Origin of the sequence: Phaeobacter sp. G2 (assembly GCA_025163595.1) — a bacterium.
Taxonomy (GTDB): domain Bacteria; phylum Pseudomonadota; class Alphaproteobacteria; order Rhodobacterales; family Rhodobacteraceae; genus Pseudophaeobacter.
Genome location: CP104100.1, coordinates 1770990 through 1788466, shown reverse-complemented (window position 1 = coordinate 1788466; position 17477 = coordinate 1770990). Strand labels below are relative to the sequence as shown.

Annotated in this window: 16 protein-coding genes; 6 read left to right on the top strand and 10 right to left on the bottom strand. The window is 57.9% G+C overall.

The annotated features are described in order from the left end of the window. From N1037_08465 to N1037_08455, 3 genes are read left to right on the top strand one after another with little or no spacing between them, the layout of a single operon-like run. Positions 1–378, top strand: a complete 378-nt coding sequence (locus N1037_08465; protein ID UWS81031.1) for a biopolymer transporter ExbD — start codon at positions 1–3, stop codon at positions 376–378. Between the two features lie 8 nt (positions 379–386). After that, positions 387–770 carry a biopolymer transporter ExbD gene (locus N1037_08460; protein ID UWS81030.1) on the top strand — a complete coding sequence of 128 codons (384 nt, stop codon included), beginning with the start codon at positions 387–389 and terminating at the stop codon, positions 768–770. After that, positions 767–1621, top strand: coding sequence for a TonB C-terminal domain-containing protein (locus tag N1037_08455; protein ID UWS81029.1), 855 nt, complete (start codon positions 767–769; stop codon positions 1619–1621). Before N1037_08460 ends, N1037_08455 begins: the two co-directional genes overlap by 4 nt. Positions 1622–1714: 93 nt before the next feature. Here N1037_08455 and N1037_08450 read toward each other — a convergent pair whose 3' ends face one another. From N1037_08450 to N1037_08420, 7 genes are all read right to left on the bottom strand, one after another. Beyond that, positions 1715–3814 carry a TonB-dependent siderophore receptor gene (locus N1037_08450; protein UWS81028.1) on the bottom strand — a complete coding sequence of 700 codons (2100 nt, stop codon included), beginning with the start codon at positions 3812–3814 and terminating at the stop codon, positions 1715–1717. A gap of 249 nt (positions 3815–4063) precedes the next feature. Beyond that, a complete protein-coding gene (locus N1037_08445) occupies positions 4064–6022 on the bottom strand; it encodes a TonB-dependent receptor (protein ID UWS81027.1) in 1959 nt (652 codons plus the stop codon). Between the two features lie 155 nt (positions 6023–6177). Beyond that, complete coding sequence (locus N1037_08440) at positions 6178–6930, bottom strand: ATP-binding cassette domain-containing protein (protein UWS81026.1); 753 nt, start codon at positions 6928–6930, stop codon at positions 6178–6180. Continuing rightward, on the bottom strand, positions 6927–7871 hold the full coding sequence (locus N1037_08435) for an iron chelate uptake ABC transporter family permease subunit (GenBank protein UWS81025.1): 945 nt from the start codon (positions 7869–7871) through the stop codon (positions 6927–6929). Before N1037_08435 ends, N1037_08440 begins: the two co-directional genes overlap by 4 nt. After that, positions 7864–8820 carry an iron chelate uptake ABC transporter family permease subunit gene (locus N1037_08430; GenBank protein ID UWS81024.1) on the bottom strand — a complete coding sequence of 319 codons (957 nt, stop codon included), beginning with the start codon at positions 8818–8820 and terminating at the stop codon, positions 7864–7866. The genes N1037_08435 and N1037_08430 overlap by 8 nt, the downstream gene beginning before the upstream one ends. 3 nt (positions 8821–8823) lie before the next feature. Next, entirely contained in the window at positions 8824–9723 is a 900-nt protein-coding gene (locus N1037_08425; protein ID UWS81023.1) for a siderophore ABC transporter substrate-binding protein, read from the bottom strand. A gap of 124 nt (positions 9724–9847) precedes the next feature. Beyond that, positions 9848–10165, bottom strand: a complete 318-nt coding sequence (locus tag N1037_08420; protein ID UWS81022.1) for a DUF2218 domain-containing protein — start codon at positions 10163–10165, stop codon at positions 9848–9850. Between the two features lie 94 nt (positions 10166–10259). Between N1037_08420 and N1037_08415 the strand changes: the two genes are divergently transcribed. Then, positions 10260–10739, top strand: a complete 480-nt coding sequence (locus N1037_08415; GenBank protein ID UWS81021.1) for a MarR family winged helix-turn-helix transcriptional regulator — start codon at positions 10260–10262, stop codon at positions 10737–10739. Between the two features lie 52 nt (positions 10740–10791). Here the strand turns inward: N1037_08415 and N1037_08410 are convergent, their stop codons facing one another. The 3 genes from N1037_08410 to N1037_08400 all read right to left on the bottom strand — a co-directional run bounded on the left by N1037_08410 (position 10792) and on the right by N1037_08400 (position 14701). After that, positions 10792–12762, bottom strand: a complete 1971-nt coding sequence (locus N1037_08410; GenBank protein ID UWS81020.1) for a TonB-dependent receptor — start codon at positions 12760–12762, stop codon at positions 10792–10794. Positions 12763–13168: 406 nt separating this feature from the next. Beyond that, positions 13169–13750 carry a hemerythrin domain-containing protein gene (locus N1037_08405; protein ID UWS81019.1) on the bottom strand — a complete coding sequence of 194 codons (582 nt, stop codon included), beginning with the start codon at positions 13748–13750 and terminating at the stop codon, positions 13169–13171. Positions 13751–14035: 285 nt separating this feature from the next. After that, positions 14036–14701: an SDR family NAD(P)-dependent oxidoreductase gene (locus tag N1037_08400; protein UWS81018.1), complete on the bottom strand. Its 666-nt coding sequence runs from the start codon at positions 14699–14701 to the stop codon at positions 14036–14038. A gap of 356 nt (positions 14702–15057) precedes the next feature. Between N1037_08400 and N1037_08395 the strand changes: the two genes are divergently transcribed. Together N1037_08395 and N1037_08390 are read left to right on the top strand one after the other, a co-directional pair. Next, entirely contained in the window at positions 15058–16470 is a 1413-nt protein-coding gene (locus tag N1037_08395; GenBank protein UWS81017.1) for a DNA photolyase family protein, read from the top strand. Between the two features lie 217 nt (positions 16471–16687). Next, positions 16688–17473 (top strand): HAD-IIB family hydrolase, encoded by a 786-nt coding sequence (locus N1037_08390; GenBank protein ID UWS81016.1) that lies wholly within the window; start codon positions 16688–16690, stop codon positions 17471–17473. Positions 17474–17477 lie beyond the last annotated feature (4 nt).

Below are 17477 nucleotides of genomic sequence, written 5' to 3'. Positions count from 1 at the left end.
ATGCAATTCACCCAAGCCAGACGCCCGAGGCGCAAACCCAGCCTGACCCCGATGATCGACGTGGTCTTCTTGCTGCTGGTCTTTTTTATGCTGGCCTCGCGCTTTGGCAGCGACGCGGTATTGCAGCTGCCCCTTGCCGGGCGCGGCGGTGAATACACCGGGCCGCCGCGACTGGTGGGGATTGGGGCGGGTAATCTGGATCTGAATGGCGTTCCCATCGCCGCCAGCCACCTGCCCCTGGCGCTGGCGCCGCTGATGTCCTCGCCGGAGGATATTCTCATCCTGCGCGGCCGCGATGGGGCCGATCTGCAACGTATCATCGACGTGACGACCCTGCTGCGCGACGCCGGGCTGGTCAACGTCGTGCTGGTGGAGTGAGACGCGCAATGGACCTGTCCCCTGCTGTGAAACGCCCTCGCGCGGAATCCATTGTGCCGATGATCAATGTGGTGTTTCTGCTGCTGATCTTCTTTCTGATGACCTCACATCTGGCGCAGCCCGAACCCTTTGAGGTCACGCCGCCCGGTGCCAATCTTGAGGCAGAAGCCGAAGCTAAGTCTGTGCTCTACATAGATGCCGATGGGCGGATGCATTTTGACGGGGCCGAAGGTGAGGCCGCGCTAGAGATGCTGGCGCGCGTGAGTGCCGACACTTCGGTGGTGCTGCTGCGGGCTGACGCCAAGCTGGAAGCCACCACTCTGGCGGGTATTCTGAAAAAGCTGGCGGCAGCGGGGCTTGCCCGTGCCGAATTGGTGGTGACACCACAATGAAACGTACCGCAGAAATAACCCTGTTTGCTGGCCTGGCCGCGCTTATCCATGTCAGCCTTTTTGCCTCGGCCCCGAAATCAGGCGTGCAGTCCAGCGGCGCCGGGGGCGAGGCCATGGTCTCGATCGAAGCCGCCAGCGCCACGGTTGCTGAAATGGTTGAGGCCTGGGAGCGCCCGCCGCCGCGTCCGCAGATGGTGAAACCGGACCTGGAACAGCCGCGAACACCAACAGATGCGCCGCAGATGCCCCAGTTTGAACTGGCCGATGCCCCGCGTGCCGCTGTGCTTGTGGCCCTAGAGGAACCAGAAGAGGCGGATGTGGTGGAGATTGATCAGTCAACGCCTCCTCCACCGCCCCCGCCAGAACCGGAGCCCAAACCCGAACCAAAGCCGGAACCAAAACCGCGCCCCAAGCCAGCGCCCAAACCGGTGGAGACGCCGCCAACAGCGCAGACCTCCAATCAGACCTCTGCTGGCCGCGCAGCACAACGTGCTGCCGGATCTGGTGGAGGGGCTCAGGCCGGCGCCGCGGGCGGTGCCACAACGGCCACCAGCTCCGCAGGGCAAAGGGCAAAGCTTCAGTCGATCTGGGGGGCAAAGATCCGCTCCCGGATTGAACGGCGTAAACGCTACCCATCCGGGACACGCGGATCTGGCCGGGTGGTTTTGCGCATTACGGTGGCCGCCAACGGTACGCTGGTCAACTACCGGGTCGCCAAATCCTCGGGCGTTACCGCCTTTGATCAGGCGGCGCTAAAGGCCGTCAGCCGGGCCGGAAAATTTCCCAAAGCTCCCAAGGGTATTGGTGCCTCTCAGTTCACCTTCAACCTGCCGATGAGCTTTGCCAAGTAGCGCCACGCCCTTCCCCCAGCATCACCCCACAAGAAACCCCGCGCCCTATCAACAGGGCGCGGGGTCTTTGTTTACGTTGCATCTGGGATGGTTTTAGAATTTGGAGGTCAGGGTCAGGGCAACATTTCTGCCTTCACCAAAGTAGCAAGAGCCGGACTGGCAGGTTGCCATGTAGCGCTCATCTGTGAGGTTGCGTAGATTCAGCGCCACCAGCCAATTGTCTTGGCCATAGGATACTGCCGCGTCATAAAGCGTATAGGACGGCGTCAGATAGGTGCTGGCACCACCCCAGGCCTCGCCGTTGTAGCGCATCCCCGCGCCCAGCTTCCAGCCGGCCATCGCCCCATCCAGCGGTTCGTAGTTCACCCAAAGCGAGGCTGCGTTTTTAGGCACCTGAGCGATGTAATCCCCGTCGGCATCCTCGGTATCGAGATAGGTATAGGCAAAATTGACCGAGACATCGCCAAAGCGGTGGAAGGCCTCAAATTCAAAGCCCTTGGCCCGGGCCTCTCCGGTTTGCACCTGAAAGCCGGGGTTGGCGGGATCTGCCACCGTCAGATTGGATTTGGTCAGATCAAAGGCCGATACCGTCAGCAGCGTATCTGTGCCAACGGGTTGATACTTCAGCCCCACTTCGACCTGCTCTCCCTCGGTTGGCTCGAACGGGGTACCATTGACATCCGCCCCAATGGCATCCTGCCGGAAGCTTTGAGCATAGCTGAGGTAGGGCGCCAACCCGTTATCAAAGCGGTAGAGCACTGCCGCGTTTCCGCTCCAGGCGCTGTCCTGTGCCGCCACTGTTGTGGCACCAAAGCTGCCATTGCTGGTGCCGGTCTCGATATCGCCGTAGCGCAGACCAAGATCCACAAAGAGCCGATCCTGGAAAACCGCGCGCTGCTGCAGATAGACGCCCCATTCGGTGATGGTATTGCCTGCCGTGTCCGCTACCGTGATCGGGTTGAAACCGCCATAGGTTGGATTGAACGGATCAATGGGGGCGACCTGGGTTCCATAGCCAGTATCGCTGTCATAGTAGCCCTGGGTATAGCTGGCTCCGAGAATGGTGCGCATCTCAATGCCGCCCAGGCCGTATTCAGCTGTGGCATAGCTGTCCAGCCCCCAGGTTTTCAGCTCATTTTCAGCCCGGTAGAACGTCCGGTTGATGGTGCCATCCGGGTTGTAGCGCCCGTTGCCAGTGTTATCAAAGGCCCACCAGGCGTGCTGATACAGGGACTCGCCCTCTAGGTAGCGCGCACTGGCATTCATGCTCCAGGTCGCATTGAAGCGGTGCTTGAACATCGCTGTGATCGCGCGCTGCTCGGTGTCATAGGTGTCAAAGCCCGGCTCACCGATAAAGGTATCACTGTCCAGATATGTCCCGGTGCCAAAGCCGGTCGCCGGCAGTAATGTCCCATAGATCGAGGCAAACTGGATCAGCGGGCTGCCATCGTTCTTCTGATAGTTGGCCAGCACAGTTAGCTCAGTGTTTTCACTGGGCCGCCAGGTGATCGAAGGCGCCAAAGCAATGGCATCATCCTGGGAGAAATCTACGGAATCCTTGGATTCCCGCAGCAATCCGACAAAGCGATAGCGCAGCGTGCCTGCCGCATTCAGATCGCCGCTGACATCCCCGGCGATTTGCATTCGGTCATTGGAGCCCGCCTGAACCTGCACCATGTTATCGGCATCCTGCGCCGCTGTTTTTGAGGTGGTATTGACCACCCCACCAACAGAGCCGCTGCCATAAAGCCCGGAGGCCGGACCTTTGAGAACCTCAACACTGTTCAGCATAAAGGTCTCAGGTCTGGTATCGTTGTAGTACCCATAGCGCGAGGGCAGTCCGTCGTGCAGCGTCGAGGGGGAAAAGCCACGGATCAGGGACCAATCCGAGCGGGCATCCTGGCCCCACTGGCCGCCAACAATCCCGGCCGAGTACTGCAGAACCTGGTCCACACTTTGCGCGCCACGCTCGGCCATCTGCTGCGCGGTGATCACGCTGACGGAGCGAGGTGTTTCCAGAATACTGTCGCCGGTCTTTGACACGGTTCCAGTGTCGAGCGCGACGCTCTTGCCAAAGTAGGCTTCCTCGGTCTCGCCCGAGACATTGATTTCTTGAAGGTCAACAACCTGGGCCATAAGAGGCGTTGCCGCCATCAAAGCCCAAATCGAAACGGTCGTTCGGTGTAAAAGCATATCCCATCTCCGCCTATGCTGCGGTTATTGTTTTTGCCTGACGGAGAGCTGGGTATCGTTGCGCTAAGTATTCCCGCAGGCAAGGTCAAGAGTGACAGGGGCGGCGCATCTTCTTGTTGCCGATTTGCCATGTTTTTATGCGGTTTATCGGCGCCTGCTGCTTCAGGCCTGCCTGCGTTTTCCCTTAGCAAAAGAAAGAACGGCCCCGGAAAATCCGGGACCGTTGATTTCGCCGCCCAAGCCTGTGGCCTAAAATGCCAGCCGTGCGGTGACTGCAAGCGACCGTCCAGGCTCGCCATAGGCCAGAACCCGACCATTGTCGCTGCCCTGGGTGGCGCGTGAGATGTAGTAGCTATCGAACAGATTGTTGATCTCGGCACGCACGGTAAGTCCCTGAACACGGGCTGGTTTATACTCGGCGAACAGATTGACCACCTCGTATCCCGGCAATGTGACATTGGCGAGGTCCAGCGACAGGGCCGCCTCGGCGGTGCCGCCTACTCTCCAATCGGTCGCCACGTCAAAAGCCCCCTGGATCGCCAGGATATGCCCCATGGGCTGCGCCGCATAGTAGTTGGTGGTAGTGGAGATCTGGCCGTCTTGGGTCACGTCGGCATAGCTATAGGTGCCGCGCAGATAACCTGACGCAAAACTATAACCCAGCGCCGCATCGACACCTTCAGTGACAATATTGCTGGCGCTCGCCTGGTCGGCACTGTTGCGGGTGCGAATATTCTCGGCATCGGTGCGGAACAGGGCAAAGCTCGCATCCCAATTACCTGTGTTCACCTTGAGCCCAATACGCAGGTTCTCCGTCTCTTGCGCCTGCATCCCCGCGTAGTTCACCCAAGGGTAAGAGTAGTTGATGATCGCGGTTTCACCCAGCTCAAAGCCGCCCCAGACCTGGGAATAGGCGGCCTCGAGTGTCACCGCATCGCTGAGTGCATAGCTGCCCGAGATATTGTACGAGAAGCCGTCATCCGAAAGCTTGCTCCCGTCCCAGCCAGTAAAGTTCTGGTGGTCTGCGCGCAGACCATAAGACAGCGAGAATACATCAGAGAGCTCTGACCGCATCTGGGCAAAGATCCCGACATTGCTGGTTTTTTCGCTATAGGGTCCAAAAGAGCCCCCCACCAATGCAGGGTCTGTATATCTGCCCTGAATGGCCCCACCGGTGCCTTGCTGTTCAAAAAAGTCGATCCCGGCTGTCAGGCTGTGATTGCCAAGCAGGAATTCATTCTGGATCTTACCATTCCAGGTTTCGACCTCACCGCCCCACAACGGCCGCGTGTAGCTCGGGTCGACCGGGTCGCCCTGATCCAGCAAGCTGGAAGAAAAGCCAAGGTGGAACTCAGGAGAAAACCCGCCGGTGGCGTTTTCATTCTTCAGGGTCAGACTGTAGTTGCTTTGTTCGACCTTGGTGTCAAACAGAGGGAACACCGCCGTGGTCAGATCGCCAAAATTCGGCCGCGCCTGTCGCCAGCCGCTATCCTGGCTTTCGGACCCGGAAAACTCCAGACGATAGCCATTGTCCCACTGATAGGCGATTTTACCCAGAAACGAGGTCAGGTCAGCGGCAGACCCGCGATAGGTCGTGCCCGCGCCGTCCTGATAGTCATCGCCTGTCGCCTTGGATCCATAAAGAATATATTCAAAGGCGCCCTGGCGACCATAGAGGGTCAGATCTCGGCGGAAGGCGGCGCTGTTGCTGTCATAGGACAGGCTGGCCACGCCGCCGAAATAATCGCCCTCCTGCAGCAGATCCGCCGCATCCTTGGTTTCGTAAGCGATCGACCCCGCGTTGGCCCGTGGCCCATGATCTGCTGCGGTAACCCCAGGTTTGATGGTGGCAGCTTTAAACAGGGCCGGGTCATACATGCCGGTGGTGGCATGGTGGAACACGCCATCGCCCTGCAGGGTGCCATCGATGGTCACGTTCATCATCGAAGTGTCCAGACCATTCACATAGGTCTTGTTGCCAGTGGGGATGACCGAGCTCATCACCGAGGCTTCACCGGCAAACAGATCTGACATCTCGCGGGGAGACAGATCTTCGAGGGTTTCCCCCGACAATGATACAGTACCGTGTTGGTTTTCCACGTCGCCAGTGACATTGATTGGGTCCAGCAGAATATCATCAGCCGCGGCCAGTGCAGGCACCAGGGCTGTGCTCATCAACAGAAATAGAGAGAGTTTTTTAGTGGCCATTTTCGCCTCCTAAAGGATGGGGTCAATGGCTTGGTCCCTGCGTGCATGGGGTGCAGAGAATGGCTGGCACAAACTGTTAAGGGCTAGGGGATGAGTCTTCAAGACGTGGCAAAAAATACTTTTTTAACAGAGCCCAGCTGTCGCAACGGCGCGCGTTAAACGATCACCAGCGGCCTTTCATTGGCCATTATCACCCTGGCATCTGTGTCAAAGACCGAATGCAAAAAGGCTTCACTGACCACCGCCTGCGGCGGGCCCGCCGTGACAACCCGCCCCGCCTTCATGGCGACAATATGATCGGCATAGCCCGCTGCGTAATTGATGTCGTGCAGGACAATGACAATCGTGCGCCTCTGCCGTGCAGCCAGGCTTTTGAGCCGCGACATCAGACTGCGCGATGCGGCTATGTCCAAATTGTTCAACGGCTCATCCAGCAGCAGATATTCGGTGTCCTGCGCCCAGGCCATGGCGGTATAGGCGCGCTGACGCTGACCGCCCGACAGGGTATCCAGGAACCGGTGTTTGATCTCTTGCAGCTCAAAGCTCTCCAGAACCTCGGCGATAACCGCTCGGTCCTTTGGTCCCAGACGCCCCCGACTGTAGGGATAGCGACCAAAGCCAACCAGATCTTCGACACTGATGCGATGGGTGCTGGTCAAAACCTGCGGCAGGATGGCCAGCAGCTGCGCCAGATCACCATGGCTGATCTGCTGTAAATCCTGGCCGTTGATCTCAATCTGGCCTGTTTGCAGGCTCTGCAGGCGTGCCACCAGCGACAGCAGCGTTGATTTCCCCGCGCCATTGGGCCCGACAAGCGCCGTCAGCCCCCCATCCGGGATATCGAGGTCTACACCTTGCAGGATGGGCTGCCCGGCAATCTGATGGCTGACATTGCGGATGCGGATCATGTGCTGCCCTTTCGCAGGATCAAAATCAGAAAGACCAAACCGCCAAGGCATTCCACCACAACGGCAAGCGGAGTTTCAAAGTGCAAGATGCGCTCCAGCACCAATTGCCCGCCCACCAATGTGATGCCGCCAATCAAAATGGCCGCAGGCAGAATATGGCCATGGTGCCAGCTGGGGATCACGCGGTACGTCAGGCTGCTGACCAAAAGCCCCAGGAATGCCACCGGCCCCACCAGCGCAGTCGAGACCGAAACCAGCACCGAAATCAGCATCAACACCGTAAGCTGCCCCCGCCGCGGATCCGCCCCCAGACTGACCGGCAGCACCTCGCCCAGTGCCAGAACATCAAGCCGATGACGCATCCGCCAAATAGCGCCCCCGGCCAGACAGACCAGAACAGCGCTCACCAGTAAAAGATCCGGGTCGGCCTTGTTAAAGCGGGCAAAGGAGGTCGACTGCAGCACCGCAAACTCGCTTGGATCAATCAACCGTTGGATAAACAGCACCAGCGATCGAAACAGCACCCCCAGAATGATGCCAGTCAGCACCATGCGCATCAGATCACTGCGTTGGTCGCGCAGCAGCAGCGTAAACAGCGCAACCGAAGCCAGCGTCAGCAGGATCAGATTGATCAGGAACAGCGTCACCTTGGGCACCTGCGCATAGGCCCCTGCCCCCATACCAAAGATCATCAAGGTCAGGATCAACAGGAACAGCGCATCAAACCCCATGATGGAGGGGGTCAGAATACGGTTATGGGTGATGGTCTGAAACAGGATGGTCGCGGTTGAGACCGCGGCCCCAATAAGCAGAAGACTGGCCAATTTTTGCCCCCGAAACCATAGGGTAAAACTCCAGCTTCCCTTGGCCTCAAGGGTTAGAAACAGCGCCGAGACCACAACAAGGGCGAGGATCAGCCAGAGGAAACGGAGCCTAAGCATTGCGCGGCCTCGCATAGATCAGCCACAAAAAGGCCAGCGTGCCCAGCACCCCAAAGATCGTGCCCACCGGCACCTCATAGGGATGGCGCACAACCCGGGCCAGGATATCGCAGCCCAGCACAAAAACCCCGCCCAACAGCGCCGTCACCGGCAGGGTCGCCCGCAGGTTATCGCCCAGTTGACGGCTGATCAGATTGGGAATGATCAGCCCAATAAAGGGCAACATGCCCACTGTGACCACCGTAAGGGCAGACACCACCGAGACACAGAGCAGCCCCATGGCCATGACTTGGCGATGGTTGAGCCCCAGGCTCAGGCTCATGTCGCGCCCTAGCCCCAAAATGGCAAATTGATCAGCAATCAGATAGCTGACAAAGGCAGCGATCCCCGCTAGCCACAACAGCTCATATCGGCCTCGCATTACGCCAGAAAACTCGCCCAACATCCAGACATCAATGTATTGGATCAGATCCACCTGATAGGCGATAAACACCATCACCGCGCCCAGGATCCCGCCATAGACCAGCCCCACCAGCGGCACCAATAGGGGCTCGGTTGGGGGCAGGCGTTGCACCAGGGCCAAAAACCCAAGCGTCCCCAGCAGTGCGGTGACGGCGGCCAAGCTCATCTTGACCGCCAGACCCGCGGCCGGGAACAGCAAGACAGACAACAATATGCCCAGCGCCGCCGCCTGCCCTGTGCCTGCACTGATGGGCTCGACAAATTTATTGCGCACCAGGATCTGCATGATCTGGCCGCTGACCGCCATAGAACAGCCTGTCAGCACCGCCGCAGCGGTACGCGGCAGGCGGCTGACCGCCAGCAATTGCAGCGCCTCCGGATCCCGCAACAGCGCCACCGGGGTAAGGTCAATCACCCCGACAAAGATGGACAACACGGATAGCAGAAGGATCAAACAGAGGCAGATCAGCAGCCAGAGACGCGGCATGGGTTAGCCATTCGCCTCAAAGGTTGCGATCAGCTGGTCCAGCACCCGGTTCATCGACTGAATTCCACCACCCGAAATATAAAGGCTGGCTGCATCCAGATAGATCACCTGACCTTTTTGCCAGGCTGTGGTCTGGCGCACCAGATCATTGTCCAATGTGGCCTTTGCATCCGCGCCGCCCTGGCCAATGGCCGACAGGCGGTCGACGACAAACAGGTAATCCGGGTTGGCATCACGGATGAACTCTGCGGAAACCGCCTCCCCATGGGCATTCAGCCCCAGATCTGCAGCGGCCTGCGGCACCTGCAGCGTTGTGTGCAGCCAGCCAAAGCGACCATTGGCACCAAAGGCGGAAATCTTGGGGCCGTTTGTCATCACGATCAGCGCGGAGCCCTTGCCACGGGCCAGGGATTTGGTCTGCTCCAGTTTGGCCTGAAAACTGTCCAGCAGCACTGTCGCCTCAGCCTCCTTGCCAAACAGGCGGCCATAATCCTCGAGCCTTTGCAGCGCCACCGCCATCAAATCATCGCCATAGATGGTCATATCCAGGGTTGGGGCAAACTCAGCCAGCGCCTCTACCTGGGTGGAAGACCGGCCCCCAGCGAGGATCAGGTCCGGTGCCAGCGCATTGATGCTTTCAAAGTCGGGCTCAAACAAGGAACCCACAATTTCGGCCCCCTGCGCCACCTCGTCCAGGTAATCAACATAAAGATTGCCGATGACCCCAGCGGGTTTCACCCCCAGCGCCGCCAGCGTATCCAAAGCGGCCACATCAAATACTGCGATCTTTTGAGGCAGGGCTTCAACCTGTTGCTGCCCACGATAGGTTCGCACTTCGATAGGATCGGCAAAGGCGGCGGTGCTGCAGGCCAGCGCCACCAGGGTAATCAGCGGTTTCAACATTGATCTCTCCATCAATATTGCATGGCTGACCGAAGCTGGCTCTGCAGGGGTTTCATCATGTGACTATTGAATTGTATTTGCCCTGTCCAGCGCTTCTGGGTCGCAGGCAAAGGCCAGAACACCATCACAGTTTGCGCCAGACCAGTGGTTCAGGATTTTCGCGAAAGGCAAAGCGCAAAAGATGGCTTTCGACCACCTGACAGGTCTGCTGCATCTCCTCCTTTGAGGGCGCCTCAATGCACATATGCAAGCTGTCCGTGGTCGCGCGAAGCACCGCAAGCCCGCAGACGAACCGCAGGTGCACCGCGTCATCGACTTCAGTAACTTCGATTTTATGCGAGAAATGACTCGCCATCGTGGCGAGGTATCCCGAAGCGCGCGCAGACCGGAATTCCGCTTCGGTTCTCAAAATATCACCCTGGCTTGGATTGGCTACTAACATTCTGGGTTTCCCTGTTTTTTTCATTCACTCTGGGTGTTGAAATCTGCCTTTGCAGCCGATTAGAATAACTCCGGCATTCCCAGCAGGTTTCCCTATGACGGCCAGAGATGAACACTCCAGCAGTGCAGATTACTTCGGAGACAACACCCCTGTCGTTTCCTACAACCGTGTTTGGTTCAACATCATGCGCGCCCAGCGCAAATTTCTGCCGCGCATTGCCAAGGCGCTGAAAACCTGCGGCATCAATGATCCGATCTGGTATGAAATTCTGCTTGAGGTCGAGCTGGCTGGCCCCGGCGGCCAACCCATGGCGGCGCTGGAGGATAAGCTTTTTGTCGCTCAATATGCCCTGTCGCGCCACATTTCCCGGATGGAAAAAGCAGGGCTGTTGCGGCGCGAATTCATTGCCGACGGTCGGCGCAAGCAGATCCTTTTTCTGACTGAACAGGGCAAAGGCATGCACGCCCGGATCTGGCCGGTCTACTGGGATGCAATGCAAGATGAGATTGGTCCTCATATGACAACGGACGAGGCCTACACCCTGTCCCGCCTGTTGATAAAACTGCTGCCCTGAAACCATTTGGTTCTAGGGCAGTCAGCACAATCTGGGCAATCTGGGCAGAGTTTTAGAACTTCATCACCGCTTCGACGACAAAGTTGCGGCCCGGTTCGTTCATGGTTTGGAAGCCAGTGAATTCACCGCCATAGGTCGCCCGGTCCGCATAGGTTTCATCAAACAGGTTATTGATGCTGCCCCGAATGCTCACACCGTTCCACGCCGGTGGCGTGTATTCGGCAAAGACATTGGCAACAACATAGCTTGGCAGTTCTTTGCCTGCGTAAGATCCACCAGCGTCATAGGATGCTGCCGCTTCAATGCTGCCGCCCAGCAGGGTGTTATACTGCATCAGTTCCTGCTGCACTTCCACAGACAGGACATGCCCCAAAGGTGCGCCAAAGTCCCGCAGATCGAAGCTGCTCGACGGGGCACCATCGAGTGTGGCATCGCTATAGGCATAGCTCAGACGCGCAAAGCCGCTGCCCCAGCCATAGGTCGCGCCGATGTTGACGCCCTGGGTTTCAAAATCCACCACGGTTGTACCGTCTCGCGCATCATCAAATTTTGTCTTGAACAGCTCGCCGCTGATGGTCCAGGCCCCCGGCGTCCAATCGGCCCCGATGATGATGTTCTGAGCCCGCGACGGCCGCAGGCCCGAATAGTCCCGCGTCAACCAGAACTCAAAACTGTCGCCAAGGTCCAGTCCCCCAAAGACATTCGAGTACCCCGCCCGCAGCGAGAAGTTATCCGTCACCTCATAGGTCACTGACAGGTTCCCACTGGCGCCGCTATGGGAAGAAGTATGAATACTATCCGTTGGGAGCCACTGATAGCCCGTAAAGTCCTGCCAGTCATAGCGCATACCGGCAGAAATATTCAGACGGGCTGTCGGCTCAAGTCGGGCCTGGGCAAAGACGCCGATATTGTCGGATTCTTCTGATGCAAAGTCCGGTGTCACCCAGGAACCCGAGATCGAGGTTTTACGGTTCTGGAAATCGACACCCGCGGTAATTTTGTTGCTGTCAGACAGGTGGAATTCATTTTGCAGCACCAGGGAGTAGGTGCGTGAGGTCGAATTGGTAGAGCCAGCCCAGGCATCATTGGGGCGATCGACATCAGTGCCTGAATAACCAAGGGTTACAGCAGGGTCCCACAGGCCCGTGTTGTTCACATTCTCATAGCGCAAAGAGTAGTTATAGCGCTTGATCAGATAGGCATAGGTACCGCCTGAGCTTGGTCCAAAGTTCGGCTTATCGTTGCGCCATTCCTCATCTTCAATCTGCTGCGCCGAGAACTCAAGCCGGTGCCCCTGCTCTGACTCGTAGCCCAGCTTCAGCAGGGCTGCGGTCATGTTGGCTGCGGTTCCGGTCATTTCGGTTCCGTCGCCATCCTCAAAATTGTCACCCGTGGCGCGTTTTGCATAGGCGACGATTTCAAAACCGTTGCTTTCGCCGGCCAGGGTGAGCGAGCCCTGTGCCGTCCCGCCGTTGCCCCCATAGCTCATACGTGCGGTGCCGCCGACGCTTTGACCTTCGGTCAGGATATCTTCGGCATCCACCGTTTCCATCACAACACGTCCCGCCATGGCCCGCGGGCCGGCATCTGCAGGCGCGACACCGGGATCAACGCGCACAGATTTCATCAGACCAGGATCAAAAGCATTGGCACTGAGATGGTGAAAAACCCGGTTATTCTGCGACACGCCATCCACTTGGATCGCCAGGTTCAGCATGTCGACACCGTTGACAAAAATCTTCTGCGCAACCGGGATTGCACCACCAACCGAGACACTGGCGATACCCGCAAACAGATCTTTGACATCCCCCATACGGGCGCGTTCCAGCTCCGCATCGGCCACATAAACCGATGAGGACCGGTCAGCGGCATTGCCCTTTTCATCCTGCTGGCGCACCAGGATCGGATCAAGAGAGATGACATCTCCCTCAAGCTCCTGCGCGGTGGCAGGCAGAACAGAAATTAGAGTAAGCGCTGTCCCGCACAAAAGGCGAGCGCGCAGCGCGTCAGTTTGGATAGCCATGGTAGTCCCCAAGATTCAGGTTGGTGCTGGGCTTGCCCTGAATCGGGGCTGGCGAGGCGTTATCGTCGGCGTTTTTACGCCCACAGACCTAGGCATGCAAGTGCATGTTATAAATTTTCAACCCGTTTCCCGCGCGCTTCAGATAGAAAAGTGGCTCACACCTGCTTAGTGCAGTTCACGTGCTGGGCTAGCCTTTGCCCCTGCGCCCCCAAAGAAACCCGCGCATACCGCCCAGAACCTGGCCACCTAACCTCAAGACTTTAACGAGGTTTGTTGCGCCCAGGGAGCAAGCTTTGCAAACCAAGCTCTTTGCTGCGTCGAGGGATGAAACACGTTAGCGCGCCTGGTGGTTTTCTGGGGGCATCTATCTGGCGGGCGTCTGTCCTGTGGCGCCGAAAAAGCGCCGTCAGATCGACCCGAGGTAATACCCGATGGCCTCGGCCAATTCGGTTTCCTCATAGCCAAAATGGGAGCGGACGACCTCTTCCAGTTTTCGAAAGGTGGCAGCAGCCTGAACAAAATTTGCATCGCTCGGAACCTCTGCCAGCACCTCCGCTGCACGACCAAGGCGGATGATTAGCTCATGGACCACCTCGTGCTCTGACTTCAATTTGGCCACAACCTCGCGGAACTTTCCTCCGCCCGAGGCCTCGATCCGGGGGAACATGTCAGCGCTTTCGATGTCGTGGTGAAACTTGAGAATCTGGCACTCGCGCCCGCAAAGCGAACCAAAGGCTTGAAAATTCTCAGCCATGTCGAGCGAAAGCACGATTTTCTTCAGGTGCTCAGGAGGCGTATCTCCTGCTTCGATCCGTGCAAGGACCGCACCGATTTGGGCCATCTCCATCAAATACTGCCGATGGATGGCCGCCAGTTGCCGCCCTTGGCGACGATGCCTGTCCGTTGCCGCCGGCACCAGCGGCGCTTTTGGTCGTGCGGCCTCGTCGAGGCTGAGGTCATCCAGAGATTGTGTCGAAAGGTCTGTCATGGTGGACAAAAACCGCCATAGGCGCGCGGTGTCAAGGACGTTTACTTTGGGTCTGAAACTGCCCTGCTGCAAGGCAGCGCTTTGGGAGGGGAGGATTTCATCGCGACTTAGGCAGTGGCGCGAACTTTCCCAGTGGTCACCCGTTGGGAGGACTGGGCCAATCCACATGAGGCAGCACAATAAACTGCACCACTAGTTGATCCGGTTTGTTCCCGCGATCAGAGCGTCACAGATCAACGCAGCCGGTGCTGCGCTGGTCTAGAAGCTCAATACAAAACAGCGGCTTCACCATGGAACGGGTTGTCCTGCCCAGTCAAAGAAGCCTCCATTCTGGCTGGGAGACAACTGATCAAGAACCGCAACAAGGTTTGCAGCCGCCTCACTTGGAGCAACCTTTTGGTGGCCGGGATAGGCTTTGGTGAAGGGGGTCTCCACCGTGCCCGGATGTAAGGACACGACAATGGCGTTTTTGCGCTTTCTCGCGATCTCAATGGCTGCCGTGCGCACAATTTGATTGGCCGCAGCCTTGGCCGCGCGGTAGCTGTACCACCCCCCGAGATGGTTATCACCGATCGAGCCGACACGAGCGGTGATAACCCCCACGACGCAGCGCCCGTCTTTTGGCAGCAGCCGTGGCACGTTTTGCAGAACCAGCGCCGGGCCGATCGCATTTACAGCCATGACCTGCGCCATGTTTTCTGCGGATATTTCCGAAAGCGATTTTTCGGGGCGCGCGCCCTCAGTCGCAAGGATGCCGCTGGCAACCAAAACAGTATCGAAGGGGCCATGGCAGGCGGTCAGGACACGCTCAACATTCTCGGGGTTGGTTAAGTCGAACCCGTCTGCGGTCCGCGAAATTTGTGTCACCTCAGAGCCATGTTTTGCCAGGGCGGTACAAAGCGCAGCACCAATACCCCCCGACGCCCCGATGACAAGTGCCCGGCGTGTCATACGCGCCTACCCGATCGTGACGAGCTACAGTGTGGGGACCACAACCCCGTGCCCATCCACGATCTCAGCCCATCCTGACGGCCCTCACGGCGCAAGGCCCGCTGTAGAGAAGGCGACCGGATAGAAGGCGGCCGGATTTTTGTTGGCATCTCTCTGTTTTGCATTGAACGCGCCTCGATTTCACCTGTCCTGAATATCGGATCAGTCCCTAAAAAACGGTCAGGCCCATTGGTTTCTTTGTAGCAGTGATACGATCCAATTCTGAGTCCAGATCACTGCAATAATCCAAGCACGATAGTGAACCATTCCCGGCCAGCCTTCGTATAGGGTAAAAGAGAATAAACAAGTGAAGTAAGATGCTAAGCTCAAAACCCATCATTTTCTGGTTCCGTCGAGATTTCAGGCTGGCGGAGCACGCGGCGATTTTAGCTGCCAGCCAGAGCCAACGCCCAGTTATTCCAGTGGTCTTGCTTGATGAAGTTGCCGAAACCTATGGGGCGGCCTCCAAATGGCGGTTGTCGCAAGCGATTGAACAATTTGAACACCGCCTAAAGGGCGTTGGATCCCGACTGATCCTGCGGCGGGGAACCGCTGCAGAGGAACTGCTGGCCCTGGCGCGCGAAACCGGCGCCGAGGATATTTGGTGGACCCGCGCCTATGACCCAGACGCGATTGCACGCGACACAAAGGTCAAATCAACACTGAAAGACGCAGGTTTCAAACCGCGAAGCTGGCCGGGTCACCTGCTCTTTGAACCCTGGGCGGTCAAGACCAAACAAGGCGGTTTCTTCAAGGTCTACAGCCCCATGTGGCGTGCTGTAAAAGATCTGGATGTTGCCCCGCCTGAGGCTGCCCCCCAGCAGCTTTTGGCTCCTGAAAGCTGGCCGCAATCTGATCGGTTACAGGACTGGGCGCTGGAAACGGCAATGCACCGCGGAGCACGGATCTTGGCGCCACATGCCAATGTGGGTGAGCAGGCGGCAAATGCGCGTCTTGCCGATTTCATGAGCGCGCGAATTGGAGACTACAAAGACCGCCGCGACTTCCCGGCCCAAAACGCAACCTCCCGTCTTTCCGAAAACCTGGCCTGGGGTGAAATCGGCCCTCGTACGGTCTGGCATGCGGGGCTGCGTGGATATCTAGAAGGCCAGCGCGGGGCGGAACATTTTCTGCGGGAACTGGTCTGGCGCGAGTTTGCCTACCATCTGGTGTATCACACCCCGCAGATCACCCAGGAAAACTGGAGATCACAGTGGGATGACTTCCCATGGTCGGAGCACGAGGATGAAGCGGTTCTGCGATGGAAACAGGGGCGCACAGGGGTTCCACTTGTGGATGCCGCCATGCGAGAGATGTACGTGACCGGCCACATGCACAATCGGGGCCGCATGATCGTCGGGTCTTTTCTGACGAAACACATGCTAAAACACTGGCGCATTGGGCAGAAATGGTTTGAGGAATGCCTCATTGATTGGGACCCTGCGGCGAACGCCATGGGATGGCAATGGGTTGCCGGGAGCGGACCAGATGCGGCGCCCTATTTCCGGATTTTCAATCCTGAAACGCAGGCGCAAAAGTTCGATGCCGAACAGGCCTACATTCACCGGTTTCTGGCAGAGCGCGCACCAACCCCCGGCCCAGAGGCTTTGGCGTTTTTTGATGCCTGCCCGCGTGCCTGGGGCCTGTCAAAGGACGATCCATACCCAACCCCGGTTGTCAGCATTGGTGAGGGCCGCAAAAGAGCGCTGGCAGCATATGACGCCCGTTGAACCTGAGAGGTGAAACAAACCCCCATGACTGATCGCCATTGAAGCTGCAAACCATAGCTGAGACGTGACAAACGCTGTTCTGCCCAGCACTGATACCGGCACTACAGAATGCGCCTGCGTCTAAAAAATCATCACTGCCTGCGCTTAGGCGCGCCAAAATTCGAACACCGGCCTCAGCCACCTTGTCCTGACCAATACGGCTGGGCATAAATAGCCTATGACAAATCCCCTTAGCGTGATGGTCTTTACCGACCTGGATGGTACATTAATCGACCACGACACCTATCGGTGGGACGCTGCGCAAGAGGCTTTGACAGCGCTCAAACGCATCTCCGCTGCAGTTGTCCTGGCAAGCAGCAAAACCGCCGCTGAAATTGGCGCTTTGCGGTCAGAACTGGGGCTCGAAGGCTGGCCAGCCATTGTCGAGAATGGCGCAGGCATTCTCTCGCCCCATGGCACAACCGCGCAGCACGGGGCGCAGTATGATGCGGTTAGATCTGCCCTTGAGACACTGCCCAGCGCGCTTCGCGAGTGTTTTCGCGGCTTTGGCGATATGACCGCCGATCAGCTGGTTGAAATGACCGGTCTGGCCTTGCCGCAGGCGAAACTGGCACAGCAGCGCGCCTATTCTGAACCCGGGCAGTGGCTGGGCACCGCGCAACAGCAAGCGGATTTCCTGGCCTGTCTTCTGGAGCACGGGGTGACAGCGCAACAGGGCGGACGTTTTCTTACCCTCTCTTTTGGAGGCAACAAGGCCGATAAACTGTTAAAAATTGTGCAAACATACCAGCCACAGCATACAATCGCGCTGGGAGACGCCCCCAACGATATTCAAATGCTGGAAAACGTGGATTTTGGTATTGTCGTGGCCAATCCACATCGCGCCCCATTACCAGTGCTAAAGGGAGAGGCGCGGGGTCAAATATTACGCACCAAAGAGGCAGGCCCCGTGGGGTGGAATACGGCGGTCCTTCAGTTACTCGACCGGTTGCACATGAAGTAGGATC

Coding starts and splice junctions, on each gene's coding strand:
- N1037_08465 (UWS81031.1), top strand. CDS start 1: ATGCAATTCACCCAAGCCAGACGCCCGAGGCGCAAACCCAGCCTGACC.
- N1037_08460 (UWS81030.1), top strand. CDS start 387: ATGGACCTGTCCCCTGCTGTGAAACGCCCTCGCGCGGAATCCATTGTG.
- N1037_08455 (UWS81029.1), top strand. CDS start 767: ATGAAACGTACCGCAGAAATAACCCTGTTTGCTGGCCTGGCCGCGCTT.
- N1037_08450 (UWS81028.1), bottom strand. CDS start 3,814: ATGCTTTTACACCGAACGACCGTTTCGATTTGGGCTTTGATGGCGGCA.
- N1037_08445 (UWS81027.1), bottom strand. CDS start 6,022: ATGGCCACTAAAAAACTCTCTCTATTTCTGTTGATGAGCACAGCCCTG.
- N1037_08440 (UWS81026.1), bottom strand. CDS start 6,930: ATGATCCGCATCCGCAATGTCAGCCATCAGATTGCCGGGCAGCCCATC.
- N1037_08435 (UWS81025.1), bottom strand. CDS start 7,871: ATGCTTAGGCTCCGTTTCCTCTGGCTGATCCTCGCCCTTGTTGTGGTC.
- N1037_08430 (UWS81024.1), bottom strand. CDS start 8,820: ATGCCGCGTCTCTGGCTGCTGATCTGCCTCTGTTTGATCCTTCTGCTA.
- N1037_08425 (UWS81023.1), bottom strand. CDS start 9,723: ATGTTGAAACCGCTGATTACCCTGGTGGCGCTGGCCTGCAGCACCGCC.
- N1037_08420 (UWS81022.1), bottom strand. CDS start 10,165: ATGTTAGTAGCCAATCCAAGCCAGGGTGATATTTTGAGAACCGAAGCG.
- N1037_08415 (UWS81021.1), top strand. CDS start 10,260: ATGACGGCCAGAGATGAACACTCCAGCAGTGCAGATTACTTCGGAGAC.
- N1037_08410 (UWS81020.1), bottom strand. CDS start 12,762: ATGGCTATCCAAACTGACGCGCTGCGCGCTCGCCTTTTGTGCGGGACA.
- N1037_08405 (UWS81019.1), bottom strand. CDS start 13,750: ATGACAGACCTTTCGACACAATCTCTGGATGACCTCAGCCTCGACGAG.
- N1037_08400 (UWS81018.1), bottom strand. CDS start 14,701: ATGACACGCCGGGCACTTGTCATCGGGGCGTCGGGGGGTATTGGTGCT.
- N1037_08395 (UWS81017.1), top strand. CDS start 15,058: ATGCTAAGCTCAAAACCCATCATTTTCTGGTTCCGTCGAGATTTCAGG.
- N1037_08390 (UWS81016.1), top strand. CDS start 16,688: ATGACAAATCCCCTTAGCGTGATGGTCTTTACCGACCTGGATGGTACA.